26 protein-coding genes and 2 pseudogenes are annotated in these 26,224 nt (G+C 61.4%); 20 read left to right on the top strand and 8 right to left on the bottom strand.

What is annotated here, in order from left to right; translation table 11 throughout:
* Window positions 1-358 precede the first annotated feature (358 nt).
* From AAFG16_RS17365 to AAFG16_RS17375, 3 genes are read left to right on the top strand one after another with little or no spacing between them, the layout of a single operon-like run.
* Entirely contained in the window at window positions 359-2,098 is a 1,740-nt protein-coding gene (locus tag AAFG16_RS17365; protein WP_342739934.1) for a DUF3363 domain-containing protein, read from the top strand.
* A 41-nt stretch (window positions 2,099-2,139) separates the two neighbouring features.
* Entirely contained in the window at window positions 2,140-4,122 is a 1,983-nt protein-coding gene (locus AAFG16_RS17370) for a conjugal transfer protein TraG (protein WP_342739935.1), read from the top strand.
* 7 nt (window positions 4,123-4,129) lie between these two features.
* The gene (locus tag AAFG16_RS17375; RefSeq protein WP_342739936.1) at window positions 4,130-4,555 is read left to right on the top strand and encodes a CopG family transcriptional regulator; all 426 of its coding nucleotides are present in this window, start codon (window positions 4,130-4,132) and stop codon (window positions 4,553-4,555) included.
* 437 nt (window positions 4,556-4,992) lie between these two features.
* On the opposite strand, the gene AAFG16_RS17380 is transcribed toward AAFG16_RS17375, so the two are convergent.
* The 3 genes from AAFG16_RS17380 to AAFG16_RS17390 form a co-directional block, all read right to left on the bottom strand.
* Window positions 4,993-5,139, bottom strand: a complete 147-nt coding sequence (locus tag AAFG16_RS17380; RefSeq protein WP_342739937.1) for a hypothetical protein — start codon at window positions 5,137-5,139, stop codon at window positions 4,993-4,995.
* 1,108 nt (window positions 5,140-6,247) lie between these two features.
* Window positions 6,248-6,982, bottom strand: coding sequence for a DUF1045 domain-containing protein (locus AAFG16_RS17385; protein WP_342739938.1), 735 nt, complete (start codon window positions 6,980-6,982; stop codon window positions 6,248-6,250).
* Window positions 6,982-7,287, bottom strand: a complete 306-nt coding sequence (locus AAFG16_RS17390) for a hypothetical protein (protein WP_342739939.1) — start codon at window positions 7,285-7,287, stop codon at window positions 6,982-6,984. Before AAFG16_RS17390 ends, AAFG16_RS17385 begins: the two co-directional genes overlap by 1 nt.
* A gap of 624 nt (window positions 7,288-7,911) precedes the next feature.
* Here AAFG16_RS17390 and AAFG16_RS17395 point away from each other — a divergent pair.
* The 13 genes from AAFG16_RS17395 to AAFG16_RS17455 all read left to right on the top strand — a co-directional run bounded on the left by AAFG16_RS17395 (window position 7,912) and on the right by AAFG16_RS17455 (window position 20,151).
* Window positions 7,912-9,015 carry an alpha-D-ribose 1-methylphosphonate 5-triphosphate diphosphatase gene (locus AAFG16_RS17395; RefSeq protein ID WP_342739940.1) on the top strand — a complete coding sequence of 368 codons (1,104 nt, stop codon included), beginning with the start codon at window positions 7,912-7,914 and terminating at the stop codon, window positions 9,013-9,015.
* Between the two features lie 21 nt (window positions 9,016-9,036).
* The gene (gene phnG / locus AAFG16_RS17400; RefSeq protein ID WP_342739941.1) at window positions 9,037-9,510 is read left to right on the top strand and encodes a phosphonate C-P lyase system protein PhnG; all 474 of its coding nucleotides are present in this window, start codon (window positions 9,037-9,039) and stop codon (window positions 9,508-9,510) included.
* Window positions 9,507-10,097, top strand: a complete 591-nt coding sequence (gene phnH, locus AAFG16_RS17405) for a phosphonate C-P lyase system protein PhnH (RefSeq protein WP_342739942.1) — start codon at window positions 9,507-9,509, stop codon at window positions 10,095-10,097. The genes phnG and phnH overlap by 4 nt, the downstream gene beginning before the upstream one ends.
* Before the next feature lie 2 nt (window positions 10,098-10,099).
* The gene (locus tag AAFG16_RS17410; RefSeq protein WP_342739943.1) at window positions 10,100-11,293 is read left to right on the top strand and encodes a carbon-phosphorus lyase complex subunit PhnI; all 1,194 of its coding nucleotides are present in this window, start codon (window positions 10,100-10,102) and stop codon (window positions 11,291-11,293) included.
* Window positions 11,283-12,149 (top strand): alpha-D-ribose 1-methylphosphonate 5-phosphate C-P-lyase PhnJ, encoded by an 867-nt coding sequence (locus AAFG16_RS17415; RefSeq protein WP_342739944.1) that lies wholly within the window; start codon window positions 11,283-11,285, stop codon window positions 12,147-12,149. The genes AAFG16_RS17410 and AAFG16_RS17415 overlap by 11 nt, the downstream gene beginning before the upstream one ends.
* Window positions 12,146-12,925 (top strand): phosphonate C-P lyase system protein PhnK, encoded by a 780-nt coding sequence (phnK, locus tag AAFG16_RS17420; RefSeq protein WP_342739945.1) that lies wholly within the window; start codon window positions 12,146-12,148, stop codon window positions 12,923-12,925. Before AAFG16_RS17415 ends, phnK begins: the two co-directional genes overlap by 4 nt.
* 15 nt (window positions 12,926-12,940) lie before the next feature.
* Window positions 12,941-13,675 (top strand): phosphonate C-P lyase system protein PhnL, encoded by a 735-nt coding sequence (gene phnL / locus AAFG16_RS17425; RefSeq protein WP_342739946.1) that lies wholly within the window; start codon window positions 12,941-12,943, stop codon window positions 13,673-13,675.
* Window positions 13,676-14,111: 436 nt separating this feature from the next.
* A complete protein-coding gene (locus tag AAFG16_RS17430; RefSeq protein ID WP_342739947.1) occupies window positions 14,112-15,287 on the top strand; it encodes an ABC transporter ATP-binding protein in 1,176 nt (391 codons plus the stop codon).
* 83 nt (window positions 15,288-15,370) lie between these two features.
* Complete coding sequence (locus tag AAFG16_RS17435; protein ID WP_342740925.1) at window positions 15,371-16,228, top strand: sugar ABC transporter permease; 858 nt, start codon at window positions 15,371-15,373, stop codon at window positions 16,226-16,228.
* Window positions 16,225-17,058, top strand: coding sequence for a carbohydrate ABC transporter permease (locus tag AAFG16_RS17440; protein ID WP_342739948.1), 834 nt, complete (start codon window positions 16,225-16,227; stop codon window positions 17,056-17,058). The genes AAFG16_RS17435 and AAFG16_RS17440 overlap by 4 nt, the downstream gene beginning before the upstream one ends.
* Before the next feature lie 28 nt (window positions 17,059-17,086).
* Window positions 17,087-17,872: a glycerophosphodiester phosphodiesterase gene (locus AAFG16_RS17445; RefSeq protein WP_342739949.1), complete on the top strand. Its 786-nt coding sequence runs from the start codon at window positions 17,087-17,089 to the stop codon at window positions 17,870-17,872.
* A 72-nt stretch (window positions 17,873-17,944) separates the two neighbouring features.
* Window positions 17,945-18,697, top strand: coding sequence for a phosphonate metabolism transcriptional regulator PhnF (gene phnF / locus AAFG16_RS17450; RefSeq protein ID WP_342739950.1), 753 nt, complete (start codon window positions 17,945-17,947; stop codon window positions 18,695-18,697).
* Window positions 18,698-18,891: 194 nt separating this feature from the next.
* Window positions 18,892-20,151, top strand: coding sequence for an extracellular solute-binding protein (locus tag AAFG16_RS17455; protein WP_342739951.1), 1,260 nt, complete (start codon window positions 18,892-18,894; stop codon window positions 20,149-20,151).
* Window positions 20,152-20,516: 365 nt separating this feature from the next.
* Here AAFG16_RS17455 and AAFG16_RS17460 read toward each other — a convergent pair.
* A pseudogene (locus AAFG16_RS17460) lies at window positions 20,517-21,114 on the bottom strand (IS5/IS1182 family transposase); the annotation flags it as partial.
* Window positions 21,115-21,234: 120 nt separating this feature from the next.
* Entirely contained in the window at window positions 21,235-21,465 is a 231-nt protein-coding gene (locus tag AAFG16_RS17465; RefSeq protein ID WP_342739952.1) for a hypothetical protein, read from the bottom strand.
* 109 nt (window positions 21,466-21,574) lie between these two features.
* On the opposite strand from AAFG16_RS17465, the pseudogene AAFG16_RS17470 reads away from it, so the two are divergent.
* Window positions 21,575-21,763 (top strand): annotated as a pseudogene (locus AAFG16_RS17470) (transposase); the annotation flags it as partial.
* A gap of 209 nt (window positions 21,764-21,972) precedes the next feature.
* Window positions 21,973-22,128, top strand: a complete 156-nt coding sequence (tnpB, locus tag AAFG16_RS17475; protein WP_342739953.1) for an IS66 family insertion sequence element accessory protein TnpB — start codon at window positions 21,973-21,975, stop codon at window positions 22,126-22,128.
* Window positions 22,129-22,173: 45 nt separating this feature from the next.
* Here tnpB (AAFG16_RS17475) and AAFG16_RS17480 read toward each other — a convergent pair whose 3' ends face one another.
* The 3 genes from AAFG16_RS17480 to AAFG16_RS17490 form a co-directional block, all read right to left on the bottom strand.
* Entirely contained in the window at window positions 22,174-23,067 is an 894-nt protein-coding gene (locus AAFG16_RS17480) for a tyrosine-type recombinase/integrase (RefSeq protein ID WP_342739954.1), read from the bottom strand.
* A 109-nt stretch (window positions 23,068-23,176) separates the two neighbouring features.
* The gene (locus AAFG16_RS17485) at window positions 23,177-24,109 is read right to left on the bottom strand and encodes a tyrosine-type recombinase/integrase (RefSeq protein WP_342739955.1); all 933 of its coding nucleotides are present in this window, start codon (window positions 24,107-24,109) and stop codon (window positions 23,177-23,179) included.
* On the bottom strand, window positions 24,106-25,344 hold the full coding sequence (locus tag AAFG16_RS17490; protein ID WP_342739956.1) for a site-specific integrase: 1,239 nt from the start codon (window positions 25,342-25,344) through the stop codon (window positions 24,106-24,108). The genes AAFG16_RS17485 and AAFG16_RS17490 overlap by 4 nt, the downstream gene beginning before the upstream one ends.
* A 216-nt stretch (window positions 25,345-25,560) precedes the next feature.
* Here AAFG16_RS17490 and tnpB (AAFG16_RS17495) point away from each other — a divergent pair, with 216 nt between their 5' ends.
* Window positions 25,561-25,752 carry an IS66 family insertion sequence element accessory protein TnpB gene (gene tnpB, locus AAFG16_RS17495; protein WP_342739957.1) on the top strand — a complete coding sequence of 64 codons (192 nt, stop codon included), beginning with the start codon at window positions 25,561-25,563 and terminating at the stop codon, window positions 25,750-25,752.
* A gap of 126 nt (window positions 25,753-25,878) precedes the next feature.
* Window positions 25,879-26,178, top strand: coding sequence for a transposase (locus AAFG16_RS17500; protein ID WP_342739958.1), 300 nt, complete (start codon window positions 25,879-25,881; stop codon window positions 26,176-26,178).
* Window positions 26,179-26,224: the final 46 nt, after the last annotated feature.

Raw genomic sequence — 26,224 nt, forward strand, 5'->3', positions numbered from 1 at the left:
ACGGGTGTCTCGGCCCTTCGGGTAACGATCGCTATCGCAAACGGTCGCAAACAGTGGGGGCTTCGCAAGTCGATTGCAAAGTCGCGGCGGCTCTTTCGTAATGAATCGGCCACCAGCCAACGTGTTCGGGCAGGCGCTATTGAAGGATCCACCGCAATCATCCGAACTTGTCGCAAATCGCCGCAAGTAGCAACCGCACGATGGCGAGATAAAAGGCCGCAATGTGCGGCTCGGTCGGTTCGTTGTTGTTGCTTCGTTTTTTTACTGATCCGGCAATGTGTGGCTTCGGCGCGCAACGTGCGCCTCACCAGCAACTCATTGCGGGGATTCTGCTTTTCACACATTGCCGGGGTGGGCAATGGCTGAGGAGAACGACTTTCAGCCTCGGCCAGGCCGCATCCGCTCCTCACGGAGCCAACGCGCCAAGCCCTTCATCGCCCAGGCGCTTGCGGCGGCTCAGCGCGCCGGCGGTGGCATCTCGCGCGCCGGCCATCTCGTGGGCTCCCGGCATTCGCGCTTCGGCCGAGGTCGGATTGCCAGCGTGCGGGCAAACCGTCTGCTCACCGGCCGCTCGCGCCTGGTGACGATCAAGACGCGCGTTGTCCGGCATAGAGCGAGATCGGCGCCGCTCGCCGCGCATCTTGGCTATCTCCGGCGGGAGGGCGTCACTCAGGACGGGGAGAAGGCCCTCCTGTTCGGCCCGGATACGGAGGATGCCGATCCCAAGACATTCGCCGAGCGCTGTCAGAATGACCGCCACCATTTCCGCTTCATCGTGTCGCCAGAAGACGCGGCCGATATGGCCGACCTCAAGGGCTTTGCCCGCGAGCTGGTCGGTCAGATGGAGGTGGACCTTGGCACCAAGCTCGACTGGGTGGGCGTCGACCACTGGAACACCCAGCACCCACACGTCCACATCATCGTGCGCGGCGTCGCCGAGGATGGCCAGGACCTCGTCATCTCCCGCGACTACATCAAGGAGGGGATGCGGGCTCGCGCGCAGGACCTGGTCACGCAGGAACTTGGACTCCGCTCCGATCTCGACATCCGCCGCTCGCTCGAGCATCAAGTCGATGCCGAGCGCTGGACCCAGCTCGACCGCCAGCTTGTTCGGGATGCAGACCGGCACGGTGTCATCGACCTTGCGCCCAATCCGGCGCAGCAGTCCGATCAGTTCCATGCATTGAAGGTGGGCCGGCTGCGGCGACTGGAGAGCCTTGGCCTGGCTCATCAACTCGGGTCCGGCCAATGGTCCATGGACGACGCCGCCGAGACGACCTTGCGCGAGCTCGGCGAACGTGGCGATATCATCAAGCGCATCCACCGCAGCCTGACCGAGCGCGGCATCGAGCGCGGCAGCTCCAGCTACGTGCTGGCAGGTGAAAGCCTCGATGTCCCCGTCATCGGACGCCTCGTCGATCGCGGTCTCGACGACGAACTGAAGGGGACAGCTTACGCCGTGGTCGACGGCGTCGATGGCCGCACCCACCACATCAGGCTGCCCGATCTCGACGCCGCCGGCGACAGCGCACCGGGGTCGATCGTCGAGCTCCGCAAATTCGATGACGCACAAGGCCGGCGTCGGGTGGCGCTCGCCATTCGCTCCGATCTGTCGATCGAAGCGCAGGTGACGGCAAGTGGTGCGACATGGCTCGACCGCCAAGCAGTCGCGCGCGATCCAGTGGCGCTCGGCCAAGCCGGCTTCGGCGCCGAGGTCCGCGACGCCATGGAGCGGCGGGCCGAGCAGCTCATCGGGCAAGGGCTCGCCGAGCGCCAGTCGCGCGGGCTGGTGTTCGCGAAGAATCTCATCGGCACGCTACGGCGCCGAGAATTGGAGGATCTCGGCAAGCAGCTCGCCGCCGAGACCGGTCAGCCGTTTAACCCGTCGGCTGCCGGCGAGTATGTGGCCGGCACCTATCGCCAGCGCTTTGCGCTCGCTTCCGGTCGCTTCGCCATGCTCGACGACGGTCTGGGCTTCCAGCTCGTGCCCTGGACGCCCTCTCTCGAAAAGCAGCTCGGCCGGCATGTTTCCGGCGTCACGCGCGCGGATGGCGGCATCGATTGGGGTTTTGGGCGCAACCGGGGGCTCGGCTTGTGAGCGATCCTTCCAATCACCGACATCAGGAGAGGGCGACCGCCATGTCCGCGACCAAGATTCTCTGGGGGCAGGTCATCACGGTCTTTGCGATCGTCGTGCTGACGATCTGGGCCGCGACTGAGTGGACAGCCTGGCGGCTCGGTTTCCAGCCGCAGCTGGGGCAGCCCTGGTTCGAGCTGCTCCATTTTCCCTTCTATCTCCCGCCGGCCTTTTTTTGGTGGTGGTACGCCTACGATGCTTATGCGCCCTCAATTTTCATTGAGGGTGGCTATATCGCCGCATCCGGCGGCATCATCGCCGCGACCGTTGCGATCGGCATGTCGGTCTGGCGCGCCCGCGAGGCAGAGAATGCGGAGACCTATGGCTCCGCGCGATGGGCGGAGGCAAAGGAGATCGAGCAGGCAGGCCTGCTCGGGCCTGATGGCGTCGTGCTCGGCCGGTTCGAGGGCTCCTATCTTCGCCATGATGGGCCGGAGCATGTCCTGTGCTTCGCGCCGACCCGGAGCGGAAAGGGCGTCGGCCTTGTCATCCCTTCGCTCCTGACGTGGCCGGGCTCGGCGATCGTTCACGACATCAAGGGCGAGAACTGGCAGCTCACCGCCGGCTTCCGCAGCCACCACGGCCGCGTCCTTCTGTTCGATCCGACCAACGCGAAGTCGTCGGCCTATAATCCGTTGCTGGAGGTCCGCCGTGGCGAGTGGGAGGTGCGCGACGTCCAGAACATCGCCGACATCCTCGTCGACCCCGAAGGCAGCCTCGAGAAGCGGAACCATTGGGAGAAAACCAGCCACGCACTGCTCGTCGGGGCGATTCTCCACGTCCTCTACGCCGAGGAGGACAAGACGCTCGCCGGCGTCGCAGCCTTCCTGTCCGATCCGAAACGGCCGATCGAGTCGACGCTCGCCGCGATGATGCGGACGGCGCATCTCGGCGAGGCCGGCGTCCATCCGGTCGTCGCATCCGCCGCCCGCGAGCTGCTGAACAAGTCCGGCAACGAACGCTCCGGCGTCCTGAGCACCGCGATGTCGTTCCTCGGCCTTTACCGAGACCCCATCGTGGCGGAGGTGACACGGCGCTGCGACTGGCGGATCACCGACATCGTCGGCTGGGACCGGCCCACCACGCTCTACCTTGTGGTGCCGCCCTCGGATATCAACCGCACCAAGCCGCTGATCCGTCTGATCCTCAACCAGATCGGCCGCCGTTTGACCGAGGATCTTCAGGCCAAGGCCGTCCGGCGCCGGCTCCTCCTGATGCTCGATGAGTTTCCGGCGCTCGGCCGGCTCGACTTCTTCGAATCGGCGCTAGCCTTCATGGCAGGTTACGGCATCAAGAGCTTCCTGATCGCCCAGTCGCTGAACCAGATCGAGAAGGCCTATGGGCCGAACAACTCGATCCTCGACAACTGTCACCTCCGCGTCAGTTTCGCGACTAACGACGAGCGGACCGCCAAACGGGTGAGCGACGCGCTCGGCACCGCGACCGAGATGAAGGCGATGAAGAACTATGCTGGCAGCCGGTTGGCCCCTTGGCTCGGTCACCTCATGGTGTCGCGGTCGGAGACCGCGCGTCCGCTGCTCACCCCCGGCGAGATGATGCAGCTGCCGCCATCAGATGAGATCGTGATGATGTCGGGTCTCCATCCGATCCGGGCGAAGAAAGCGCGCTATTATGAGGACGGCCGCTTCCAGGAGCGCATCATAGCGCCGCCAACGTTGACCAAGGCCGATAACAGGCGATCGGATGACTGGAGTTCGCAACCACTACCGCCGCGCCCAACGGCATTATCGGTGCCGGCTGACGATCAGACGGATGATCAAGATCCTAAGACCGCCGATCGGCGGCGGAATCCGGAACTAGATCAAGACACGGTGGATAAGAAGGAGCCGATCGACAACGAGTTCGCAACTGACGTCGCTGACGAGTTCGATGACGATGCCCCGCGGATCAGGCGCATGAACGACGTGATGCAGGGCGTCGCACGCCAAGCCTCGCTCGATCCTGGCGATGATCTCGGATTGTGAGGTAAACATGATCGCAACGAAGAAGAAGGCCCAAATCTCGGTCTATCTCGATCCTGATGTCATGAAGGCGCTGTCGGCCTATGCCGCCCGGCGCGAGCAATCGCTCTCGCTCATCGCCGAAGCCGCGATCGCGTCCTTTCTGTCGCCGGACGCTGACGAGAGGCGGGAGGCCGCTACCGCCAAGAGACTCGATCAGATCGACCGCCGGATCGCGCGGCTTGAGCGGGATGTCGGGATTTCAGTCGAAACGATCGCCCTCTTCATCCGCTTCTGGCTCACGACGACACCGCCACTCCCCGAACCGGCTGCCAAGGCCGCGAAAGCACAGGCCGGAGCGCGTTATGATAATTTCGTTGCGGCGCTCGGCCGACGGCTCAGTCAAGGGCCAAAGCTGCGACAGGAGATCCCGGAAGATATGCCGATGGACGGGTAACCGCTTAATCGTCCGATGATCTCTCGCCGCGTGGGCAAAGGCCGCGGTGGCGATTTATGAATGGAGGGCCGGTTCCGTCCTTTTACCGACGCCTTTGGCTTAGTCCGGGACAGCCGCTTCGGCCAAGCCGTCGCAGAGGGCTTGAGCTATGTAGTTGTAGCTCCAATCATTCTGGGTAGCCAATTTCCGTCGAAATTACTGATCATCTGGTCGATCTTATATCGCGTTTGACATGCCAGTAGCGCATGATTTCGAAACGGCGGAAAAGCGCGACATTCATGCTCGGCCGCGATGGTTTCAATGATGCGAAGCATTTCTTGCGTGGCGGCCGTCGGCGTCTCGTCTTTTTGAAGCAACGCCGGTGCATATTGAAGGTTCATCAAGACGACGTCGGCGTTGGTCTTTGACAGATGATCAATGCCACGGATAACGGCCGCTCAGTCATTGTCTAGAGAATAGTCCTTCCAAGCGGCATTGGTGCCGACCTGCCAAATCACCAAAGCTGGATTAAACGAGATAACCTCCTTCTTGAACCGTGCGGCTTCATTTGGCGCTTCATCGCCGTTTACGCCGGCGTTGTGCATATCGATCTTGCGCGTGGGAAAACGGCTAGCGAGTGCTGTTGCGAGCTTGTCTACGTACCCGTTGCCGGGCCTGCTCCCTCGCCGAAGGTCGAGGATGAACTGATGGCGAAGATACTGATGTCGCCTATTCCCTCCAAAGCTTCCGCGAGCCGGGGCAGCCGCTGTCCCAACGAAGTCTCAGGTCCGGTGGCGTATCGCAGTTAGCGGTTTCCGACATGCTGATGCCCGAAGCCAATTGCCCGCGGCGTCACTGGCGTAGCGTATAAGGGCATTGCGAAGAGCTGCAAGCCGTATGCCGGCGAAGCCGAGTTGTTGGCCAATAAGCGGAGTGACTCGATCATAGTAGGCCTGATCGAGAGTCGCACCAGCATCTACCCAGACGTTGAAGGCGATCGCCGCATTGTGGGCGCTGGCAAATTGCCCGACGCCGGAAACCCTCACAGGCTCTATGATATTGGCGATCTGTTGGTAGAGTATGATCCTAGCGACAAATTTGGCCTTCGTCAAGTCTTGGGATTTCGGTGCCTATCGCCGTTATGTTTCTGACGGTATTGCGACGCCCCGAACGCTCGACATCAGGCTCGCTGAAGCCGAACATGACGCACCTATCGCGGAGGCTTTAAAGACATTGTTGGCTCGCATGATGGAGCCTACGCTCGTTAGCGTGATGGGCGGGCATAGTCTTTCGCGACTGCACCCGGCCTATAAAGCCGTCCCTGAACTGGGGCGTTACCTCACGAAACGCGGCTTTCTGCTTGTCACGGGGGCGGGCCTGGCGCGATGGAAGCCACTCACGTTGGCCATTTTGGGCCGGGAGCCGTTGACCACTACCACAGCGCCGCGATCAAGCTGCTCGCTGATCGCACTCGGAATCCCGTAGAAAAGCCGTTCGCGTGCCAATGCAAAGCGAACATCCCGCCGCTCGCTCGGCGAATCGACAGATTCGTGATCCTCGCCGACAGAAGGAGGCCTGGTGATTACCGGGCGGACGAAACGGAACTAAGGATCGGACCTCAATTGCGCGCGGGCATAATCGATCAGGGTATCCTTACCTGCCTCGCTGGGCCCAACTAGGAGAACCAAGTGGCCGCCCCCAAAGGTCATCAGTTTAAACCGCTTCTTTGAGGAGGATAGGGGGCCTCAAGGCGAACTGTGATCGCACAACAAAATCAGCGCCCAAATGCTCCTGAACGAACAGGGAAAGCGCATCGACACTGTAATCTTCGAGGAGCAAGGGAGCGAAGACCGTATCCAACTCCTGCCGTACCTCGTCCAGACTACCAGCGGGAAGGCGATCGGTTAGGGTCATGTGGAAGCGGAAGCGATCGAAAACGTACGGGTAGCCCCATCGCACAAGATGAGTGGTCTCGATCTCGTCAAGCGGACCGCACAAACGTCGTTGAAACTCGTTTTGGCTCAGCGGTGCTCGAAAACTGTCGAACTCTTCGACGATGCACGAGGCAAAGCCTCGCAAGGTGAGAATCGGATTCGCGGGGACGAGCGCAAAGAAGCTGCCCAGCAGATCGATTTTCAGAGGGCCGATCGGGCACCAAGGCCAAGCTTTCACGAACTTCCGGAGCGCTCGCTCCAAATCCTCGACGGAATAACCCTCCTTTAGCCGGAATGGCGCCTTGAGCGTCGCGTGGAAGCCGTATCGGCGGGCAGTATTGGTGACAGAGTCCCGAACTTGGTTTTTAGTAGCGGCGGCGAGGCCGACCGGTACCGCGGCCAAGCCTCCAGCGAAAGCGTCGCGGCCAAGCCAAGTTCTCGCCGCCACCGTCAGCGGGTGCTCCGGAGCCGGCGTGTAGTAGATCGCGTAGCGGGGCGCGGAAGTCGCGGTCATCAGGCGACTACCTCCTCTGCAGCACCGATCTTGCTCTGGCGGATGGGCAGCTTGCCCATCTCGAACAGGCGGTCGGCAACAGCCTCGCGCGCCTCCTCATCAGCGCGAGCTGTTTCCGCAGCAACGTCGTTCGCAATCGCAGGCTCAGCGACGATGTACGCGGTCGATACTCGTGGAATGACGCGCAAGAACTGGCCGGCATAGCCGATGGCGTGACGTCGGATATCGAAGATCACCTGCCATGGCTCGAGGCGAGTAAGTCCACCATGACACGTCGGGCCAGTGAGTTGTAATTGATCGCGCAATTTGGTTCCTGGGACCTCTGATGAGGGCCTCGCCCCAGACACGGTTTTCATTAAAGCGATTCTATCAGCTCTTAAGGGTGCGTGAGAGACGATGCCGTGACAAATCGTGTCACTTTGTCGAACTTGTACTGATTCGGTATGCCGAATGCGAAGATCGACCTACGATAGGAGCTGCGCACGTTGCTGTGGCGAGTGCAGGCATTCGAATCAAGAACGCAAGCGTCCACCTGCCGACAAATGTGCAGCGGACACTCTTCTCGACGCCCAGCCCCGACGCACTGCCATCAGCCGGGTGACGGCGCGCCTGTTCAGCTAGCATCGAGTTCCAGTCAAAACTCTCCAGCCTGGTGCGGAACAAATCGCCTTCGTGGTCCTAGGCCGCTTCGCTCGCGCTGCTCTCCGCTGCTGGCGCGCCGAACAGGCGCTGGACGTCTCGATTGAAAGCCATTGGTACAAGTCGGCCAAAGTGACACGATTTGTCACGGCATCGTCTCTCACGCGCTGTTGATTGCTGCTAGAACCGAGGCGGGTTCAATGGCAGGAAAGAGGCGCGCTCCGATGGGGCAATCGGCAAGTTCTCAAATTCAAAGACGACCAGATATCGCTCAATCCAGCGAAATTGTCTTGACTAACGCGAGCATCGTGGCCCGGTCGGCGTGTTTCACCGGAACGGTTCAGATTGTCGACGGGATGATTGCGGACGTTTCGAGGGGTAAGACGACTGCGTCGGCGGCTCTCGACTTCGATGGCGATCACCTGCTGCCTGGGTTGATCGACGTCCATACCGACCATCTGGAAAAGCACATTTACCCTCGCGCTGGCATGACCTGGGATCCCCTCGGCGCCGCGATCGCGCACGATGTGCAGGTCTGCGCGGCAGGCACCACTACGGTGTTCGATTCCCTTGTTGTTGGTGCGGCGGGAGAGTCTGAACGCCGGCGGTTGCTGCCGTTGATGTTGGAGGGGCTTGACCAGGCACGTCGGCATGGGCTGCTCCGGGCTGATCACCTACTCCACTTGCGCTGCGATGCCCGGGAGCGTGATCTCCTCGATCTCTTCGTTCCTCATGCCGACCGATCCGAACTTCGGTTCGTGACGATCATGGATGACGGGCCGCGGCGGGACCCTGAGCGCTTCCGCCGTCTTGAGCGGCGCAGGAAAACGTCCGAGGAAAAGATCGAGGCAGCGATCCTCGCCGTCGCTACCACGGAGGACTGCACCGAAGATAACCGGCGTCGCCTCATTGCGCACTGTCTCGCACGCCGACTGCGCTTCGCCAGCCACGACGATACCACTGCAGCGCATATCGCAGAAGCAGTCGGGTTCGGACTCACCATTTCCGAATTCCCGATCACCTTGGAGGCGGCAAAGGCCGCCCGGACCGCCGGGATGACGATCATCGTCGGCGGACCCAACCTCGTCGCCGGGCGCTCCCACATCGGCAACGTCTCGGCGCGGGAGCTGGCCCGGGAGGGCCTCATCGATATCATCAGCTCGGACTACATCCCGGCAAGCATTCTACGCTCTATCTGGAGCCTGGCGAGTCAGTCCGATGGGCCAACGCTCGCCGAGGCGGTGGCATTCGGAACATTCCGTCCGGCGGAGACATTCGGGCTTGCAGATCGCGGCGAAGTCGCGGTGGGCAAGCGCGCTGATCTCATCCGCGTGGCCGACCGGTCCGGTCCGATAGTCCGCGCGGTCTGGACCGCCGGCCAGCGGGTGCTCTGAGACCAGAAAAGAGAATTGAATATGTCCGCAACGCAAATCGTTCCCGGCGATCAAACGACCCGTCGAGATTGGATGACCGTGCTTGCCAAGGCGCCTCTTGCCGAGCTGGAACGGCAATGGGCGGCTATAGCCCGTCCAAAATTCCAATGGATCCGCCGGCCTGAATATGGCGCCACCATGTTGAGGGGCGCGGTGGGGCGCACCGGCACGGTATTCAATCTCGGCGAGGCGACTGTGACGCGCTGCACCGTCCAGATCGAGACCGGCGAGATCGGGATTGCCTATGTGCTAGGCCGCAACAAACGTCACGCTGCGCTCGCCGCTCTGTTCGACGGCCTTTTGCAGCGGGATCAGTTGGCAGGAGCCGCGATCTTTGCCCCAATTATCGCGGCGCTCGATCGTTGCGTGAGAGAGGGCGAACAAGCTGTCCGCCATGAGACACAACAGAGCAAGGTCGATTTTTTTATGCTTGGACGGGAGGCCAATGGCGAATGACAGTTGATCTTATCCGGCCCGCATTCCGCGATCCCGTTCACGATGCGCAATCGTCATTCCGCCGTCTCCTAAAGGCCTTGTCGCGCCCCGGCACACCGGTCGTGCTTCCCGGTCCAGGCCAGCCCCCACCCCCCATGGGCGGCCCGCTCGCTGCGATCGCTCTAACGCTCGCTGACGTGGATTGCCCGATATGGCTTGATCCGGCACTTTCTACGGAGTCGGTCAGGCGCTACCTTCATTTCCACACCAACGCGCCGCAGGTCCCCAATCCGAAGGTCGCGACTATCGCGCTGATCAGCGATGCCGGCCAACTGCCGCCAATCGGCGGCTTTCATCCGGGCGAAGCCGCTTATCCAGATCGATCGACGACGCTCGTCATTCAGGTGCCCGCGTTAGTCGGCGGATCCGCCGTCCGGCTGTCGGGGCCAGGCATCGAGACTGCAACAATCCTCTCGGCCCGGGGGCTACCCGACTGGTTCTGGTCGGCTTGGCGTGAAAATGCCGCTCGATATCCTCTCGGCGTCGACGTCTTCCTCGTCGACGACCGCGCCGTCGTCGGCCTCCCGCGCTCAACGAAGGCCGACTAACCATGATTACCTCCATTAAAGGCGGTGAAGCCGCCATTGCCGCTTCACACCGTCTGCTGGCGAAGCGCCGGCGCGGCAATCCGATGTTTGCCGATCTTAGCGTTGACCAAATCCGCGAGCAATTGTCGCTCGCCGTCGATCGAGTAATGAGCGAGGGGTCGCTTTATGATCCTGCGCTCGCGGCGCTGGCGATCAAGCAGGCTGAGGGCGACCTCTCCGAGGCTATCTACCTCTTGCGCGCCGCGCGCACTACGCTCACTCGCTTCGGCTATACCGACCCGGTCGACACGGCAGCGATGGTGGTGCGCCGCCGGATCGTAACGACTCACAAAGACGTGCCGGGCGGTCAGCTCCTCGGGCCCACCTACGACTATACGCATCGCATACTTGACGAAGCTCTGATGGGCGAGGCGGGTAGCGATAACCTCTCCGATCTCGCCGGCCTTGGCGAGGCCGAAGAGGGGAGCCGGGACAACGGCACCGCGCACTTCAACGCGGACGCGGCGGCGCACTCCTTTGCGAAAGACTCCGGCGTGTTGGCGCGGGCTGATATCGTCGAGGACGTCCAGCCTGACGGAGGGGAGAGGGTCGGCGATATCACTCGGGACCCAGTGGTGTTTCCATCAAGACGGGACGAGCGTCTACAGACTCTAGCGCGCGGCGATGAGGGCTTCTTGATGGGGCTCTGCTATTCGACAATGCGCGGCTACGGCCAAAATCATCCATTCCTTGCGGAACTGCGCTACGGCGACGCGACTGTCACCCTGGCCATCCCCGAACTCGATATAGCGGTCGGCATTGGTATGGTCCGCCTGACCGAATGCCAAACGGTGCATCTGACCACTGGCGATGGGTCGCTGCCGCCACGCTACACGCGCGGCTACGGCCTTGTCTTCGGTCATGGCGAGCGCAAGTCGCTCTCCATGGCGATGCTCGACCGCGCGCTGCGGTCGACTGAACTGGGGGAGACGGTCGCCTACCCGGCCCAAGACGACGAATTTGTCCTGTCCCATTGCGACAGCGTGGCGGCGTCCGGCTTGGTGCAGCACTTGAAGCTGCCGCACTACGTTGACTTCCAAGCCCAGATACAGCTGCTCAACCAGATGCGGGCAGACTACGCGAAACGGCATCGGCAGTCCGGCCTCGAGGCTGCCCCCGGACCGGTTCCGCTCACGGAGGCCCTCCATGGACAATGACTTCTCCCTCGACGACGATGGTATCTACAGCTTCGCCTTTCTGGACGAGCTGACCAAACGGATGATCCGGCGGGCGATCCTGAAAGCGGTCGCGGTGCCCGGCTACCAAGTACCGTTTGGCAGCCGGGAGATGCCGCTTCTTCCTGGGTGGGGCACCGGCGGTCTTCAAGTGACCGCGAGCCTTCTCGGTCGCCAGGACGTGCTGAAGGTGATCGACCAGGGGGCAGATGACACCACGAATGCCGTCTCGATCCGGCATTTCTTCACTAAGGTTGCCGGCGTAACCACGACCGAGCGTACGGGTGAGGCTACGGTTATCCAGACCCGCCACCGCATCCCCGAGCGGGCACTCACTGACGATCAGATCCTCGTAGTCCAGGTGCCGACGCCCGAACCTTTGCGCCGGCTTATTCCTCAGGAGGCGGTCGCGCGGAAGATGCACGCCTTCGCGCGGTACGGCCTGATGTATGTACGTCTTTACGAGGATATTTCACGGCTTGGCCACGTGGCCCTGTCCTGCGACTATCCAGTCATCGTCAACGGCCGTTATCTCGCCTCGCCCTCGCCGATCCCGAAATTCGATAATCCAAAGCTTCACCGCAGCCGGGCACTCGCAATCTTCGGTGCGGGACGGGAACGGCGGATCCACGCCATCCCGCCCTTTACCGACGTCAAGAGTCTCGATTTTGCCGACCATCCCTTCACCGTGCAACGGTTCGAGGCATGTTGCTCGGTTTGCGGCGCGCAGAATAGCTATCTCGACGAAATCCTGCTCGACGATTGTGGTACACGAGCCTTTCTCTGCTCGGATACCGCCTATTGCGCTGAGCAGCGCGATGAAAGGGCCGACGCATGAAACCGAGAGCAAGAGAAATCCTTCGGGTGGAGCATCTATCCAAAAGATTCGGACGAGTTCTGGCTTGTGATGAAGTGTCGTTCTCGCTACGTCAGGGCGAGGTCCTCGGCATCGTGGGAGAGAGCGGCTCGGGTAAGTCCACTCTCCTCCGCTGCCTTGCCGGCCGTATCCAGCCGGATGATGGCAGGGTCCGGATTGCTTCCGATGACCACATCGTCGATCTCTGGGCGATGGATGAAGTTTCGCGCGAGCAATTCCTGCCGCCGACCGTCTCGCTCATCCACCAGAACCCGCGCGATGGATTGCGTCTCGATATCAGCGCCGGCGGAAATATCGCAGAGCCACTTATGGCTGCCGGCGGCCGCCACTACGGTTCCTTGCGCGCGACGGCGCTCCAATGGCTCGAGAAGGTCGATATAGAGGGGCAGCGCATAGACGACCTGCCCGAAGTCTTCTCCGGCGGCATGCAACAGCGGCTGCAGATCGCTCGCGGACTTGCCACCCACCCCCGCCTCGTGCTGATGGACGAGCCGACCGGCGGTCTCGATGTCTCGGTCCAGGCAAAGCTCCTCGACCTGCTGCGCGGGCTCGTCCGCCAACTCGGCATCGCCGTTGTTGTTGTCACCCACGATATCGGCGTGGCACGTCTACTCGCCGACCGGCTGATGGTGATGCAGCAGGGGCGGGTGATCGAGGAGGGGCTTACCGATCAAGTGCTCGATGATCCTCATCATCCCTATACGCAGCTCCTCGTTGCGTCCGTGCTGCAGGTTTAAGGAAAGGTACTCATCATGAGCATACTCGTCAGTGTCTGCGGTCTTTCCAAAGTCTTCACACTTCATACGCAAGGCGGCGCACAAATCGACGTCTTCAATGACATCTCTCTCGAGATCCGGGCAGGGGAGTGCGTCTGCCTGCACGGCCCCTCCGGCACGGGCAAGTCGACCTTGCTGCGCTCGCTTTATGCTAACTACAAGCCGGACGCCGGGCGCATCATCGTACAGCACGGCGGCGACTCCATCGACCTGGTCAGCGCCGAGCCCTGGGAAGTAGTCGAGGTGCGGCGTCGTACGATCGGCTATGTAAGTCAGTTCCTACGCGTCATCCCGCGCGTTGCTACCATTGACATTGTAACTGAACCGGCGATCGCCATCGGTGTCCCGGCAGAGGAAGCAAACGCGAAGGCAAAGGCACTGCTCGCTCGCCTCAACATCCCCAAGCGGCTCTGGTCGCTTGCACCTGCGACCTTTTCGGGCGGCGAGCAGCAGCGCGTCAACATCGCTCGCGGCTTCATGGTCGACTACCCCATCCTCTTGCTCGACGAGCCTACGGCCTCGCTTGACGCGTCAAACCGCAACGTCGTCACTGCTCTCATCAATGAGGCCAAGGCACGGGGCACAGCAATCGTCGGTATCTTCCATGACGAGGAGGTGAGAAGCAGTGTTACTGACAGGCTGTTCGAGGTTGGGAAAACGATCACGATGAGACGGTCTTTCGCGGCAGCCGCGTCTGAGGCTGTCGCTTGATGTTCAACGAGCAGCGTTACGAGGATCTACTACAGCACGCAGAGGCCCCAGCGCCGACCATTTTGATGGGACGAGACGGAACCCTGATCTTGTTATCGACCGGGTCGTCCTATCATGCGAGTGAGCGTCGAGTTTAGCATTGGGCGCGGACAACGATCGGCCTCATGCCAGCTTCGGAGAATTCGCACACGCCAGGCCGTGTCGTCTCTACAGCCGATAGTCTGGGTCGCGGCGCCGGCGTGAAAACTCCGACCCGGCGTAAGGACCGTATCGTCACGGTCTGCGGTCCAAGATCCAATCGCTCTAGGTATGACTGGCGAGATCGTACTAGTTCTGTCAGCACCACTTCATCAAGCCCCAGTAGAGAGGCCAAGTTCCCTCAGCAAGACGCCCATCGCGATGAAGGGCCGGCTCGGCCCTGGAAAGACGTTGGCATATGAGCGACATCCATCTTCATGACATCACTAAATCCTTCGGCCCAACATCCGTGCTTCGGGGCGTTTCGCTTGCGATCGAGGCTGGGGAGTTCGTGACGCTCTTGGGACCATCGGGATGCGGTAAGTCGACGCTTCTCAGGATCTTGGCGGGTTTAGAAGTGCAGGACAGCGGGTCGGTGACGATCGGAAAACGCTTAGTCGATGGCGTGCGACCAAAACTCCGCGACGTCGCCATGGTTTTTCAGTCCTACGCGCTATATCCACATATGACGGTCGCCGCCAATATGGCCCTGCCGCTTCGCATGCGACAATTGAAGGCATGGCAAAGGCTGCCAATTCTAGGTCGGATCACGCCGAGCACAAAACGAATCTCGGCGGAGATCGAGGCAGAAGTCACCCGCACGGCTAAGGCGCTCGGTATTGGTCATCTACTTTTCCGCAAGCCCGGCCAGCTATCCGGCGGTCAGCGCCAGCGCGTCGCGGTCGGCCGCGCTATGGTTCGCCATCCGGCTGTCTTCCTAATGGACGAGCCGCTGAGTAACCTTGATGCCAAGCTCCGCGTCCAGATGCGTGCCGAGATCAAGGACCTTCATCGCCGGCTCGGCGTCACGTTCGTCTATGTCACCCATGACCAGGCCGAGGCGATGACCCTCTCCGATAGGGTCGCGGTGATGCTCGATGGCGAATTAATCCAGGTTGCCCCACCCCAAGCGATCTACGCCGACCCCGACGACCGCCGCGTAGCGGAATTCGTTGGAAGTCCCAAGATCAACTTTCTCGATGCCGTGGTGCGCGAGCGAGGATCGGTCGAGGCCGTTGGTACCAGTTTCCAGTGTCTCTCCGATATGCAGCCTGGCGCGGCGGTCACGCTCGGCATTCGCCCGGAAGCCTTCCACCCGGCGGATTGCGGTGGCGCCAACACTCTGACCGGAACGGTCCGGCTTGTTGAGCACATGGGCTCCGACCTTTTCGTCCATCTCGACCTTGCCGGCCTCGATCATCCCCTCGTCGCCCGCCTCGCGGCTGAGCGGGCGCCGCAGGTGGCGCTCGGTCAAACACTGCATTTGTCTGTCGACCCCAACCGCATCCTGGTCTTCGACCAGCACGGAAAAAGGCTCAGGGTTACCGGGGCGGACATATACAACGTCACACCGATTCGTCAGTTTGCGCTATGAGCACGGTCAGCTTCCCCCAGGCGACGGAAGCACCGTCACAGCTTACGCGCAATCATTTGCGCCGACAGCGTCTCGCCGAAGGCATGGTCGCCTGCGCGTTGGCGGGGCCGGCCGTTTTGCTGCTTTTTTTGCTGTTTTTCGTGCCGACGATCGCGGTTTTCGTTATCGCGCTAACCGATTGGCAGTTCGGCGCGCGCACGCTCGCCTTCGTCGGAATAGCGAACTTCCGCGAGGTGCTTGGAGATGAGGGATTTCGCGCATCGCTATTCAACACTGTACTATACGTCCTCATCGTCGTGCCCGTAACCGTGGTCCTCGGCCTTGCTGTCGCGCTCCTGATCGAGGCGGGCCAAAGCTTCCGCGCCTTCTACCGCGCTGTTCACTTCCTGCCGTTCATGGCAACACTCGCCGCCATGGCGATCGCCTGGGAAGCGCTACTTCATCCCACAATCGGCCTCGTCAACCAGATATTCTCGACGGTGGGACTACCCACGGCCAACTGGTTACGAGACGAGACGACTGCTTTGCCAGTGCTTGCTGTCATCGGCATCTGGCAAAACCTTGGCTTTGCCATGGTGCTGTTCCTTGCCGGTCTAAAGTCCATCCCCCGGGACCTTTATGATGCTGCAGCGGTCGACGGCGCTGACCTCTGGCTCGACCGCTTAAGAACCGTCACGTTACCCATGATCAGCCCCGTAGCGATGTTCGTCGTCGTGGTCGTCGCGCTTCGTGCCTTCGAGGCTTTCGACACCATCAAGGTCCTCACGCAGGGCGGCCCAGGACACGCCTCGGAGGTATTGCTCTACACCCTCTATCGCGAAAGCTTCGAATATCTGCGCACCGGCTACGGCGCCGCCATCGCAGTGATCTTCCTCATCATCATCGTGGCATTGACGCTCATTCAAGCCCGCGTCATGGACAAGAGGGTGCACTACCAATGAGCGTCCACCTCTCGCCTCCTGCCGCTATCCTGCGCCACGCTGCGTTGCTAATGACGGCCGCCATCATCCTCGTGCCATTCGTCTGGATGGTTAGCCTGTCACTGAAGCCGCCGGGCGAAATCTTTCGCGAACACTTCTCGTTTCTGCCCGAGCAATGGTACGCGATCCAGAACTACGGGAAGGCGCTGACATCCGCGCCGTTACCGCGCTATATGGCGAACGGTGTACTGGTCTGTGCTGCGATCCTGGCGCTGCAGATCCTGATCTGCGCCCCTTGCGCCTATGCTCTCGCCAAGCTGCGCTTTCCTGGCCGCGACCTTATCTTTGGTCTCGTGCTAATCGGCCTCCTCTTGCCGCACCAGGTATTGTCACTGCCGCTGTTCATTCTCGGTTATGCGCTTGGTATCCTCAACACCTACGCAGCACTCATCTTTCCTTACGTGGTTTCGCCATTTGGCATCTTCCTCCTTCGCCAAGTGTTCAAAACGATCCCTGATGACGTAGTCTACGCCGCCCGGCTAGATGGGCTGTCGGAATTGGCCATCGTTTGGAAGGTCATGGTGCCGATGGCACTCCCGGCGGTGATCGCGTTTTCGATCTTCTCCATCGTCGGCCATTGGAATGACCTGTTCTGGCCTCTGATTGCGGTCCGCTCCGAGACTCTGATGCCTCCTCCGCTCGGAATTATTGCGTTCGCAAATGAGGAGGCCGGCAACGACTACGGTCCCCTTATGGCCGCCGCCACAATCGTTGTTTCGCCTCTCGTCATCGCCTTCCTTGTCGCCCAGAAATGGTTCGTCGAGGGAATGACGGGGGGAGCGGTCAAGTGAAAGCATCCCGTTTTGGAAAGGACAGTGAATGAACGGTGCGCAATCTAAGATGAATAGTACGCCTGCTGCTAGTTTTTGGACGGTGCCATCTCAATCGAGAACGTTGCGGGTTATCGGACATAGGGGCGCGCCGGAATACGCTCTGGAGAACACCGCCGCCTCCTTCCGCCACGCCTTGGCATCGGGCGCCGATGCCGTTGAGACCGATGTGCGCTTAACGGCCGACGGGACCATCGTCTGCCTTCATGATGAGGATCTGCTGCGCGTTGCCGGCTTTCCCGATGCAATTCGCGACCTTGATATCCAGGCAGCGCGCCGGCTCTTTCCGGCGCTGCTCGCCTTCGACGACTTTCTTGAGATAACCCGTGACAAGCCGGTCATCGTCGATCTAAAAGAGGCCACGACTGCTGAGGTGGACATCCACGTCGGACGCTGCCAGGCCCTCGGCGCCGTCGAGCGCATTCTCTTCAGTGCCCATACGCCCGAGATGGCAGAAGCGGTCCGGCGCCGGTCGGCTTCGGCGACGATCAGCACCCACTTTCTCGAGGGGGCCGCCAGCCTCGACGTCGCGCTTTCAGTCGGCGCCCGTTGGATTCGTGTTGTGCCCGCGGATTATGACCGCTCAATAATTGATCGCATCCGTCGGGCCGGTCTTGGGAGCATTGCGGTCGCCTCGCCGCGATCGATCCTCCCGACTGGGATGAACATCGAGGCACTTGTCGAGATCGCCCGTCTTGGGATAGATGCGGTCATAGCCGACCGGCCGGATCTTGCCGGCGAACCGCGTCTCACATCCGTCAGCGTGCCGGCTTGAAGAGCCAAGCGGCTGGATCTTCCCGGGCTGCTGGCGCAGACTTCCCTGCGACTGCAGGCCCGGGATCAAACGATGACCGTCCGGAATCGACCATCGACCCTTTACACTAGGCGTGGCGCGACCTCGCTATGGCGGATCGTGGTGGATTCGATCCGGAAGGATATCACCCGAGGGACATACAAGCCCGGCGAACGCTTGCCCACCGAGACTGAGCTGGCGGCGATCTTCGGCGTCCATCGCAATACCGTGCGCCGCGCCTTCGCAGTGCTCAAGGAACGCGACTATGTACGCATAGAGCAGGGTCGGGGCACCTTCGTCAAAGAACGGATCGTTCACTCCCGGTTGGGCCCTCGGACCCGTCTGACCGCAACCCTGCGCGACCTGCATCGGGTCGGTGAGCGCCGCTTCATTGGTTCTGCGAGGGTCCGCGCCGACAAGGACTTGGCGCGCGACCTCCATCTGTCCCAGGGCCATTTCGCACGCAGGGTCGATACGCTGATGGCTGTCGATGGCATTGCCGTCTTGGTCGCATCGAGCTATTTCCCGCTGCCTCGCTTTGAGGGAATCGAAACGTTTATCCAAGAGACCGGAAGTTTCAGCGAAGCTTGGAAAACCTTCGGCGTCCTCGACTATCGCCGGTTCGAAACGCGGATTTCCGCCGGTTTACTTTCGCAGGCCGATTCCTCTTTGCTTGACCTTCCGCGTCGCCAACCCGTGATCATCCTTACCAACATCAATGTGGACGCCGAGGGAATTCCAATCATGGTGTCAAGGAACCGACTTGCCCCACAGTATCAGGAACTGGTCATTCGCTATACTGAATGAACCACTGCCCGCCAAGGGCGAATACACGCTTCACTCGAAATGTACGTTTGTCGAATTCGTCTGGAAATTGTTAATCCCGCTTCAACGAGCTGACATAACCGGCATTGAATACCCGGTTCATCTTCGCTCCCTCAGGCATGCCGCTCCTTCCAAAATATAAAGGATCGGCAACTCGTTCGCCCTGGAGATGTTCTATGAAAAACGCTATCTGCATCGGCGCTATTGCCCTGATCCTGATGGGTCAGACCGCTGTTTATGCCGAGACAGTACTCGAGATTTCCTACGCACTGCCGAGCAACTACAAAACCACTCAGGAAGAGATCGCTAGGCGCTTCGAGGAAGCGCATCCCGGAGTCCGCGTGGAGCTGCGCGCGCCGCTTGCAACCTACGACGACGTCGTCAATGGGCTTCTGAAAGCTCGAATCGCCGGCGGCACACCCGACGTCGCCTTCGTCGGCATGAACCATATTGGACTGCTCGCCGAACGTGGACTCGCGGTGCCTCTAGACCGCTACGTTCAGAAACAAGGTGGATGGCAGGCGCTCGGCTATTACGATAAAATCTTGTCTCTCGGTGACGTTGACGGCAAGCAATATGGTGTGCCATTCGCGATCGCTCTCCCGGTGCTGCATGTCAATGTCGACCTGGTGCGCCGCGCTGGTGGATCCATGGAGACTTTTCCTTCCAGTTGGGAGGAGATCACTGAGCTCGGACGGAAGATCTCGGCGCTGGACCCAAAGCTAACCGGCTTCACTTTTCAGTACGACGCCTGGGCAAACTGGGGGCTCCAGACCCTCATTCGAGCTGCGGGAGGACGAATGGACGCACCCAACGGGTGCGGCATCGGCTTTGAAACTGCGGCGGGGCGCAGCGCGCTCGAAACACTCCAACTGTTTCATGATAAGGGCATGCCCGCGATGTCATGGCAGCAGGTGGTGCAAGCGTTTTCCTCCGGAACCATCGGCATTGCGGCCGCCTCCTCCTCCTCGACTGCGCGCAACCAAGCTCAAATCAAGACGGCATTTGAATACCGGACTTTGCCGTTTCCGATTACGTCAGCTAACGGCAAGCTGCCGTCCGGCGGGACCATGCTAGTTGTCACCACGCCCGATCCGCAGAAGCAGGAGCTGGCTTGGGAATACGCAAAGTTTGCCACCAGCCCGGCGGCCCAGACCATAATGGCACAGAATACGGGATATGCTCCAGTAAGCCAGCGCGCGGTCGATGATCCGGCATTGCTAGCGTCTTTCTACAAATCCCACCCCAATCAGGCGACAGCCCTCGCCCAAATGAGCAAGGTAACAAATTGGTATATGTGGCCCGGCCCAAACGGGCTGAAGATCCCTTCGGTCATTCAGGACTATGTCGACGCAATCATTGTCGGCAAGTCCAGTGCTGGAGAGACCATGCCGAGGCTTGCTCCCGCCGTCACCGCGCTATTGCCGCCCTGTTAGCCGAAGGACTGAGCGGCTGCTCGTCGCCGCAAAGCTCATCGAGCACCTGAGATGAGCGGATAATGTTCGGATTAACGTTATCTCTACATTTGCGCGCTTGTTCCTTAACGAAAACGTCACGGTCTCGCAGTTGACTCAACCTAACGACTGTAGACCGCTGTGACGGACGTGTCTTGAGATTGCTCTTTTCGTCTGCAAGATTGGCTTGCGGAGGGCTCCGCAACTGCGCTTGCGCCAGATTGCAATGGTCTCTGCTCCGCAAAGGCGTTAACATGGGCGTTGGGCACCGGCCGGTACCTTCTTAGGACAAGCATCGTCCTCGAACAATTGGGCGTCGGCTCACGTCCTCGACCGTTAAGCAGCCGGATTGAGCTGAGATGGACAGTTGAGCGTGCGGGGCCTTCGAGGTAGCACCAGCCGAGGTGCCCTTTTTTGAGGTATCCGACGATAGGCTCAAATGGCGGGCACCTCGCGGTTGATGGCGCAGAAGACGCCGCGCTTCCTGCCGGTGATGAGGACGCGGCGGAGATTTTGCGCGTCGCAGCCGCGGTAGCCCTCGCCGACATAAGCCCGCTCGATCGCACAGCCGGTGAGTGCCTCGGTGCGGTCAAGGACGTCGCGCAACGTGTGACCGTCATATGGATTGTCGGGCAGCGACCTGGCGTGCAGCACGAACGAGCCACCAGGAGGCCGGCGATTGTCGGTGACGACGGAGGCCTTCACCCCGAATTCGCAAGGTGCGGCGGCCTTGCCCCTCCCAATGCACTCCACCTCCGGGACAAGGAAGGAATAAAGCTCGAAGCGGCGCTGCCGCTGCGACCGGATCTGCGTGGCCCGGCCGAGCGGGAGAGCGAATGCCTCCTCCAGTGCGGCCTAGCCCTCGGTCTTTCGGCGGATGTCGCGGATGATCCGGCCCAGCTGACTGCCCAGGATGCGCAGCTGCCGCAGATGGCGGTTGAACTTGTGTGGATGCCAGCCGTTTTGCAAGGAAAACTTCGAACTTCAGGCGCGTGATCGAGTGCGGACTTGTGTCCGGCTTTTAGGGTGCGGCCATTCACATGCCGCGGTATGGTGATGCGCGGATCAGGTCCTAATCTGTTTGACGAGCTCCCGGGCTGTCGTCTGGGCAATGTGTTCCAGCAGACCACGGCAGATCTCGCGAACCAGATCCGGCAGCTCCGTGTTCTCGTTCTCGACGACCTCGGTCAGACTGCGCGGGTGGCCAATGCCTTGCGGAGCAATGTAGCCGAATTCGTACAAGTATGCGCACAATGCGTCGACCACTTCGGTGCGATGATCAACCATGAGCGTCATGCAGGGACCACGTACTGAGGGCTGATCTGGTCGGCTAGGAAGATCTCGCGGAATGGTTTGTCGCGAGGTCACAATGTCGAAGGATAGTCGTAAGGATACGCATACGCCTATCCTCGAACACGGCGCCGACACGCTGCAGCGTGTCGAGATCATCACCGGGACGGGCCGGCATCGGCGCTGGTCGACCGATGCGAAGGCGGCGATTGTCGCGGAGAGTTTTGCGCCGGGTGCAAGCGTGTCCGCGGTGGCGCGGCGACGCGACATCAGTCCAAGCCTGTTGTTTCTCTGGCGTCGCCAGGCCACGCGGGCGCTGGTCGCGGAGCGCGGGGACAGAGGCATGCCACCTGGCTTTGTGCCGGTCGCGATCACCGGCTGCGGGGGGCCATTGCCGAGTGAGGAGCAGGCGGCGATCGAGATCGAAGTCGGCGCGGTTCGCATCCGTGTCAGGGGGACAGTCGACCGGCGGGCACTGTGCGAGGTGCTGGCGGCAGTCGGGACGGTTGGTCGATGATCGGGCTTCGACCTGGGTTGTCGATCTGGATTGCGACGCAGCCGGTCGATTTCCGCCGCGGCATGGACTCGCTGGCGATGCTGGTGAGCGAGGCCTTTGGAGCCGATCCGTTCTTATGTGTCGGACGAGATTATGTGGCGGAGGCGCCCTAACGCCAGCCAGGGCCGGCCACCCAGGGTTTCTCCGCCACATAATAATCAGATGCTGGCCAGCAGCTGCAGGATGGTGTCGTTCGGCCGGAAGCGCGCGCTGCGGTCGCCTGAGACGCCCGCCTTCTCGAGTCCCCGGCGCATCATCTCGACATCCGCAGCGGCGTATCGGTGGGTTGTGGCGACCTGAGCATGGCCAAGCCAAGCCTGGATCGTCAGGAGGTCCACGCCTGACCGGAGAAGCTTCATGGCGAGGGAATGCCGGAAGATGTGCGGCGATATCGGCTTGCCCTCCAAGCTTGGCCTCGTGGACCCGGCCTGGGAGGCGGCACGCCGCACGATGTGCGTCGCGCCGAAACGCGTCAGGCGCTCGTTGTGGACCCCGACGAAGATCGGCCGCGGTTCATGATTGGCGAGGCCGCGTTCGCTCAATAGGTCCGTCAGCGATCGCACCAGATCCTTAGGAATAGGAATGACGCGATCTCGGCGTCCCTTGCCGTGAAGCAGCACCTGCGGGCGTCCTCGCTCCAACTGAAGGTCGTTCGCGTTGACGCCGGTCGCTTCGGACACGCGAGCGCCGGTTCTCGCCAAGAAGAGCAGAAAGGCCCGGTCGCGCCGGCCGCGGGGCGTCGTCTGATCAGGGGCTGCGATGATGGCCTCCACCTCGGCGTTGGTGAGATGATGCGTCACCTCGATGTGGGCCCGTTTGGTGGGGATCGTCAGAACCCGTTGGGCGACGCCGAACGAGGCGGGATCGGCGGCAGCGACGTGATGGAAGAAGGATCGGATCGCGGCTAGTCGGGCGTTGCGCGTTGCGACGGAGTTGTTCCGCTTCTCCTCAAGCTCGTCAAGAAAGGCGAGAACAAGGTCCCGATCGAGATCCTCAAGGGCCAGCGCCGCCGGCTTCTTCCCCAAATGGGCGGCGGCAAAGAGGATCAGCATGCGCAAGGCATCGCGATAGCTGGCTAAGGCGCGGAGGTCGCGTTGCGCTGCTTGGTCAACCGGCGACGAAAGTACGACTCCAGGAGCGGCGCCAGCAGGAGGTGTTCGTTCATGCCGCGCCTCCGTCGAGGAAGGCGCGCTCAGCCGCGATGGCGAGGAGATCCGACGAGCCGGCGAGGTAGTAGGCTGTGTCGCTATAGTTGGCGTGGCCGAGGTAGGTGGCGAGTAAGGGCAGCAGCGCTTGGACGTCTGCGCGCTGTTGGTGCCACAGCCTGAGCCTGGTCACCGCGAACCGGTGCCGGAGATCGTGCGGTCGCAGAGGCTTGCCATTGTCAAGTCCCGCGAGCTTGCGGGCCTTAGCGAAGTTGCTTTGCAGGCCGGTCGCCGACAGACGGCAGCCTCGCGAGCTGAGGAAGAAGGCCTCGCCTTTGGGCCTGGGAAACACGGTGTCGCGCTCACGGGCGTATCGACGAAGGGCTGCCTGGGTCGTTGGGTGAACAGGAATCAGGCGGTCTTTACGGAACTTGGTTTTACGGACGAGGACGACCCCGTTGGTCAGATCGACGTCGCCGCGATCAAGGCTGACCACTTCGCCCGATCGTAATCCCGTGCTGGCCAACAATCCGATTAGCGTCGCCATCGTGCGGCCCCTGAGAGGGTTCCCTGGCGAAATGAAGCTGCATGCGTCGATAAGCGACGTCAGCTCAGCCTCACTTAGGATGCGCGGCGGCGGAATCGCCCTGGACCGCGGGAAAGCTTTGTGCTCCAAGACCTCGGTCTGGGGGTCGTAGACGACCAGGTACTCATAGAATCGGCGGAGCACGCCGTGACGGACCGCGCGGCTGTCGGCGGCGCCACCGAACGACAGGACGAACTCCAGCGCCATCGTCCGGGTGGCGGGCGCACCCAGCTGAGATCGCTCGACGTAGCGAACGAAAGCCCGCAGCGTGCCGGCTTGCTTGTTGAAGGCGTAGCCGAGGGAGCGGCGCAGCTCGATGTAGCGCTCGACCTTGTCGCCGAGGAATGCGGCGAAGGCGGTCATGCGGCGCCTCCCGGAAAGGGGAGCGCGACCTCAGCGAGCTGCGAGGCCGCGACCTTCACGTACAGCGCCGTTGTGTTGATGCTTCGGTGCCCTAGAAGATCGGCGACCTCGTTGATCGGCCTTCGTCGCCCCACGAGCTGGGTGGCTAGACTGTGGCGCAGGAGATGTGCGCCTCCGACGCGACCGAGCTCGATCCCACCATGCTGCAATCGCTTCCGCACGATCCTCGAAACAGACGACGCGTACTTGAATGGTCCCACGGGCGGCGTGAAGGACAGGAACAGATGCTGACTATCGACCTTCGGTCGAGCCCGCAGGATGTAGTCGGCGAGCGCGGCGCCGGTCTCCTCGATGAGCGGGGCCACTCGGTCACGCTTGCCCTTGGTGCGCCGGACAAAAACCTCGCCAGCTCGCCAGTCGATATCCCGGAGCTGAAGAGCGCGTAGCTCGCCGTTGCGAATGCCTGTGGTGGCGAGCAACAACAGGACAGCTCGATCGCGAAGGTCGATCGGCGTCGCCTTGCCGATCGCATCGATGGCGCGGCGAACATCATCCCACGAAAGCCGGGGCGGTAAATGGGCCAGTCGCCAATATGGCGTTCTTGGAACGACGGGAGCCAGATCCTGCTCGTGGTGGCCACCCCAATGCAGAAAGCGGAGAAACGTTCGCATGTGAGAGATCGCCGCCGTGCGAGTGCCGGAGGTCGCCGAGAGCGACAGCCGATACTCGACAGCGGCAAGGACATGCTCTGCCGTCAACGCCTCGAGGTCTTGGCCAGGATGGCGATGGCGGAGCCAATCCAGAAAGCGCCGTGCGCCCAAGAGAACGCCATCGCGGGACCTTGGCTCAAGGCCTCGTACCCTGCTCAGATAGTCAGAAAAGGCGCGCAAAAGCGGGGCGTCCGGATCATCGACTACAATGGGCGTCGAAGCAATGAATCGTTCGGGCGCCACCCGTCGCGCGTGTTGGAGCGCAGACACTGCCGCAATCCGCGGTGACTCCGTGGTGAATGTGCATAGATAGCTATCGACGATAGCTTCGCCGATCGGCCGTGAACCGCAATGTGCTGCAGCAAAACGGCCGAACCGCGCGATCCGGCTCAGATAAAGCTTAGCGGATGCTTGCTTGTAACCGAGCGAGAAAAAGTGCCCCGCGATGCGATCCATCTCGGCGCCGAGCGCCCCGTCACGAAGGCGTTTAAGCACCCCGCGGTACGAAAAATAGAACTCGAGCATTGTGCCCCTCCGGCGTTACGGCGCAGGGGGATCCCGCGTCCGCACGAGGGGCACGAAATATTATGTGGCGGAAGAATCCAGCCGTGGCCGGCCCTGGCTGGCGTTAGCGCGCCTCCGCCACATAATCTCGTCCGACACATAAGAACGGTTATGTTGCACGCAACATAACCGTTCGACGGCGGACTTTATGTCTTCCGCTCCAAGCGCCGAGATCGCGTGAAGATCCTGACCTGGGATGGAAGCGGCCTTATCCTTTACTACAAAAGAATCGAGGGGCAGTTCACCTGGCCGCCGATCAAGGGCGGCGTCATGCCGCTATCTCATGCTCAGCTCTCGGTGCTGCTCGATGGCTCGGACTGGAAGCGTGTGCCGATGCGAGTTGTGGATCAGCCAGTACGAGCTGGTTGATCATTATCAAGAGCCGTTCGTCACTCATGCGGAGTTGTTGTAGAATTACTCTGCATGAGTGATTTGCCTTCCGATCCAGCATTGCTCCATCAAACCGTGATAGCGCTATCGTCACGGCTTGCGACGTTGTCGGCGGAATGCAGCACGCTTTCGGCCGAGCGTGATGCGGTGATCGCCCACGCTGCGATCCAGGAGAACGACAAACTCCTGGTGATCCTGTCTCAGTACAAGCGTGCGATCTTCGGTCCCCGCTCCGAGACACAGACGCCAGGACAGCTGTCTCTCTTTGTGCAGGCGGTTCGTGCCGCCGCCAACGACGACATGATCGAAGGCAGGCTGCCTGACGGAGCGGAAGGCCGTGGAAAGCGACCGGCGCGACGCAACCGGGGAAGCTTCCGGAGCATTCGCCGCGCATCGATGTCGTGATCGATATCCAGAGCCGCATCTGCCCCTGCTGCGGCGAGCAGCTGCA

The sequence above is a fragment of the Bradyrhizobium sp. B117 genome (assembly GCF_038969555.1).
Taxonomy (GTDB): Bacteria; Pseudomonadota; Alphaproteobacteria; order Rhizobiales; family Xanthobacteraceae; genus Bradyrhizobium.

Bases quoted from the DNA above. Each gene is read 5' to 3' on its own strand.
- phnF (WP_342739950.1), top strand. From the start codon at position 17,945: ATGACCGTCCGGAATCGACCATCGACCCTTTACACTAGGCGTGGCGCG.
- phnH (WP_342739942.1), top strand. From the start codon at position 9,507: ATGACAGTTGATCTTATCCGGCCCGCATTCCGCGATCCCGTTCACGAT.
- AAFG16_RS17490 (WP_342739956.1), bottom strand. From the start codon at position 25,344: ATGCTCGAGTTCTATTTTTCGTACCGCGGGGTGCTTAAACGCCTTCGT.
- AAFG16_RS17385 (WP_342739938.1), bottom strand. From the start codon at position 6,982: ATGACCGCGACTTCCGCGCCCCGCTACGCGATCTACTACACGCCGGCT.
- AAFG16_RS17435 (WP_342740925.1), top strand. From the start codon at position 15,371: ATGGTCGCCTGCGCGTTGGCGGGGCCGGCCGTTTTGCTGCTTTTTTTG.
- phnK (WP_342739945.1), top strand. From the start codon at position 12,146: ATGAAACCGAGAGCAAGAGAAATCCTTCGGGTGGAGCATCTATCCAAA.
- AAFG16_RS17375 (WP_342739936.1), top strand. From the start codon at position 4,130: ATGATCGCAACGAAGAAGAAGGCCCAAATCTCGGTCTATCTCGATCCT.
- AAFG16_RS17380 (WP_342739937.1), bottom strand. From the start codon at position 5,139: ATGCACAACGCCGGCGTAAACGGCGATGAAGCGCCAAATGAAGCCGCA.
- AAFG16_RS17455 (WP_342739951.1), top strand. From the start codon at position 18,892: ATGAAAAACGCTATCTGCATCGGCGCTATTGCCCTGATCCTGATGGGT.
- AAFG16_RS17465 (WP_342739952.1), bottom strand. From the start codon at position 21,465: ATGACGCTCATGGTTGATCATCGCACCGAAGTGGTCGACGCATTGTGC.
- AAFG16_RS17445 (WP_342739949.1), top strand. From the start codon at position 17,087: ATGAACGGTGCGCAATCTAAGATGAATAGTACGCCTGCTGCTAGTTTT.
- AAFG16_RS17370 (WP_342739935.1), top strand. From the start codon at position 2,140: ATGTCCGCGACCAAGATTCTCTGGGGGCAGGTCATCACGGTCTTTGCG.
- phnG (WP_342739941.1), top strand. From the start codon at position 9,037: ATGTCCGCAACGCAAATCGTTCCCGGCGATCAAACGACCCGTCGAGAT.
- tnpB (WP_342739953.1), top strand. From the start codon at position 21,973: ATGATCGGGCTTCGACCTGGGTTGTCGATCTGGATTGCGACGCAGCCG.
- AAFG16_RS17440 (WP_342739948.1), top strand. From the start codon at position 16,225: ATGAGCGTCCACCTCTCGCCTCCTGCCGCTATCCTGCGCCACGCTGCG.
- AAFG16_RS17430 (WP_342739947.1), top strand. From the start codon at position 14,112: ATGAGCGACATCCATCTTCATGACATCACTAAATCCTTCGGCCCAACA.
- AAFG16_RS17480 (WP_342739954.1), bottom strand. From the start codon at position 23,067: ATGCTGATCCTCTTTGCCGCCGCCCATTTGGGGAAGAAGCCGGCGGCG.
- AAFG16_RS17415 (WP_342739944.1), top strand. From the start codon at position 11,283: ATGGACAATGACTTCTCCCTCGACGACGATGGTATCTACAGCTTCGCC.
- AAFG16_RS17485 (WP_342739955.1), bottom strand. From the start codon at position 24,109: ATGACCGCCTTCGCCGCATTCCTCGGCGACAAGGTCGAGCGCTACATC.
- AAFG16_RS17410 (WP_342739943.1), top strand. From the start codon at position 10,100: ATGATTACCTCCATTAAAGGCGGTGAAGCCGCCATTGCCGCTTCACAC.
- phnL (WP_342739946.1), top strand. From the start codon at position 12,941: ATGAGCATACTCGTCAGTGTCTGCGGTCTTTCCAAAGTCTTCACACTT.
- AAFG16_RS17365 (WP_342739934.1), top strand. From the start codon at position 359: ATGGCTGAGGAGAACGACTTTCAGCCTCGGCCAGGCCGCATCCGCTCC.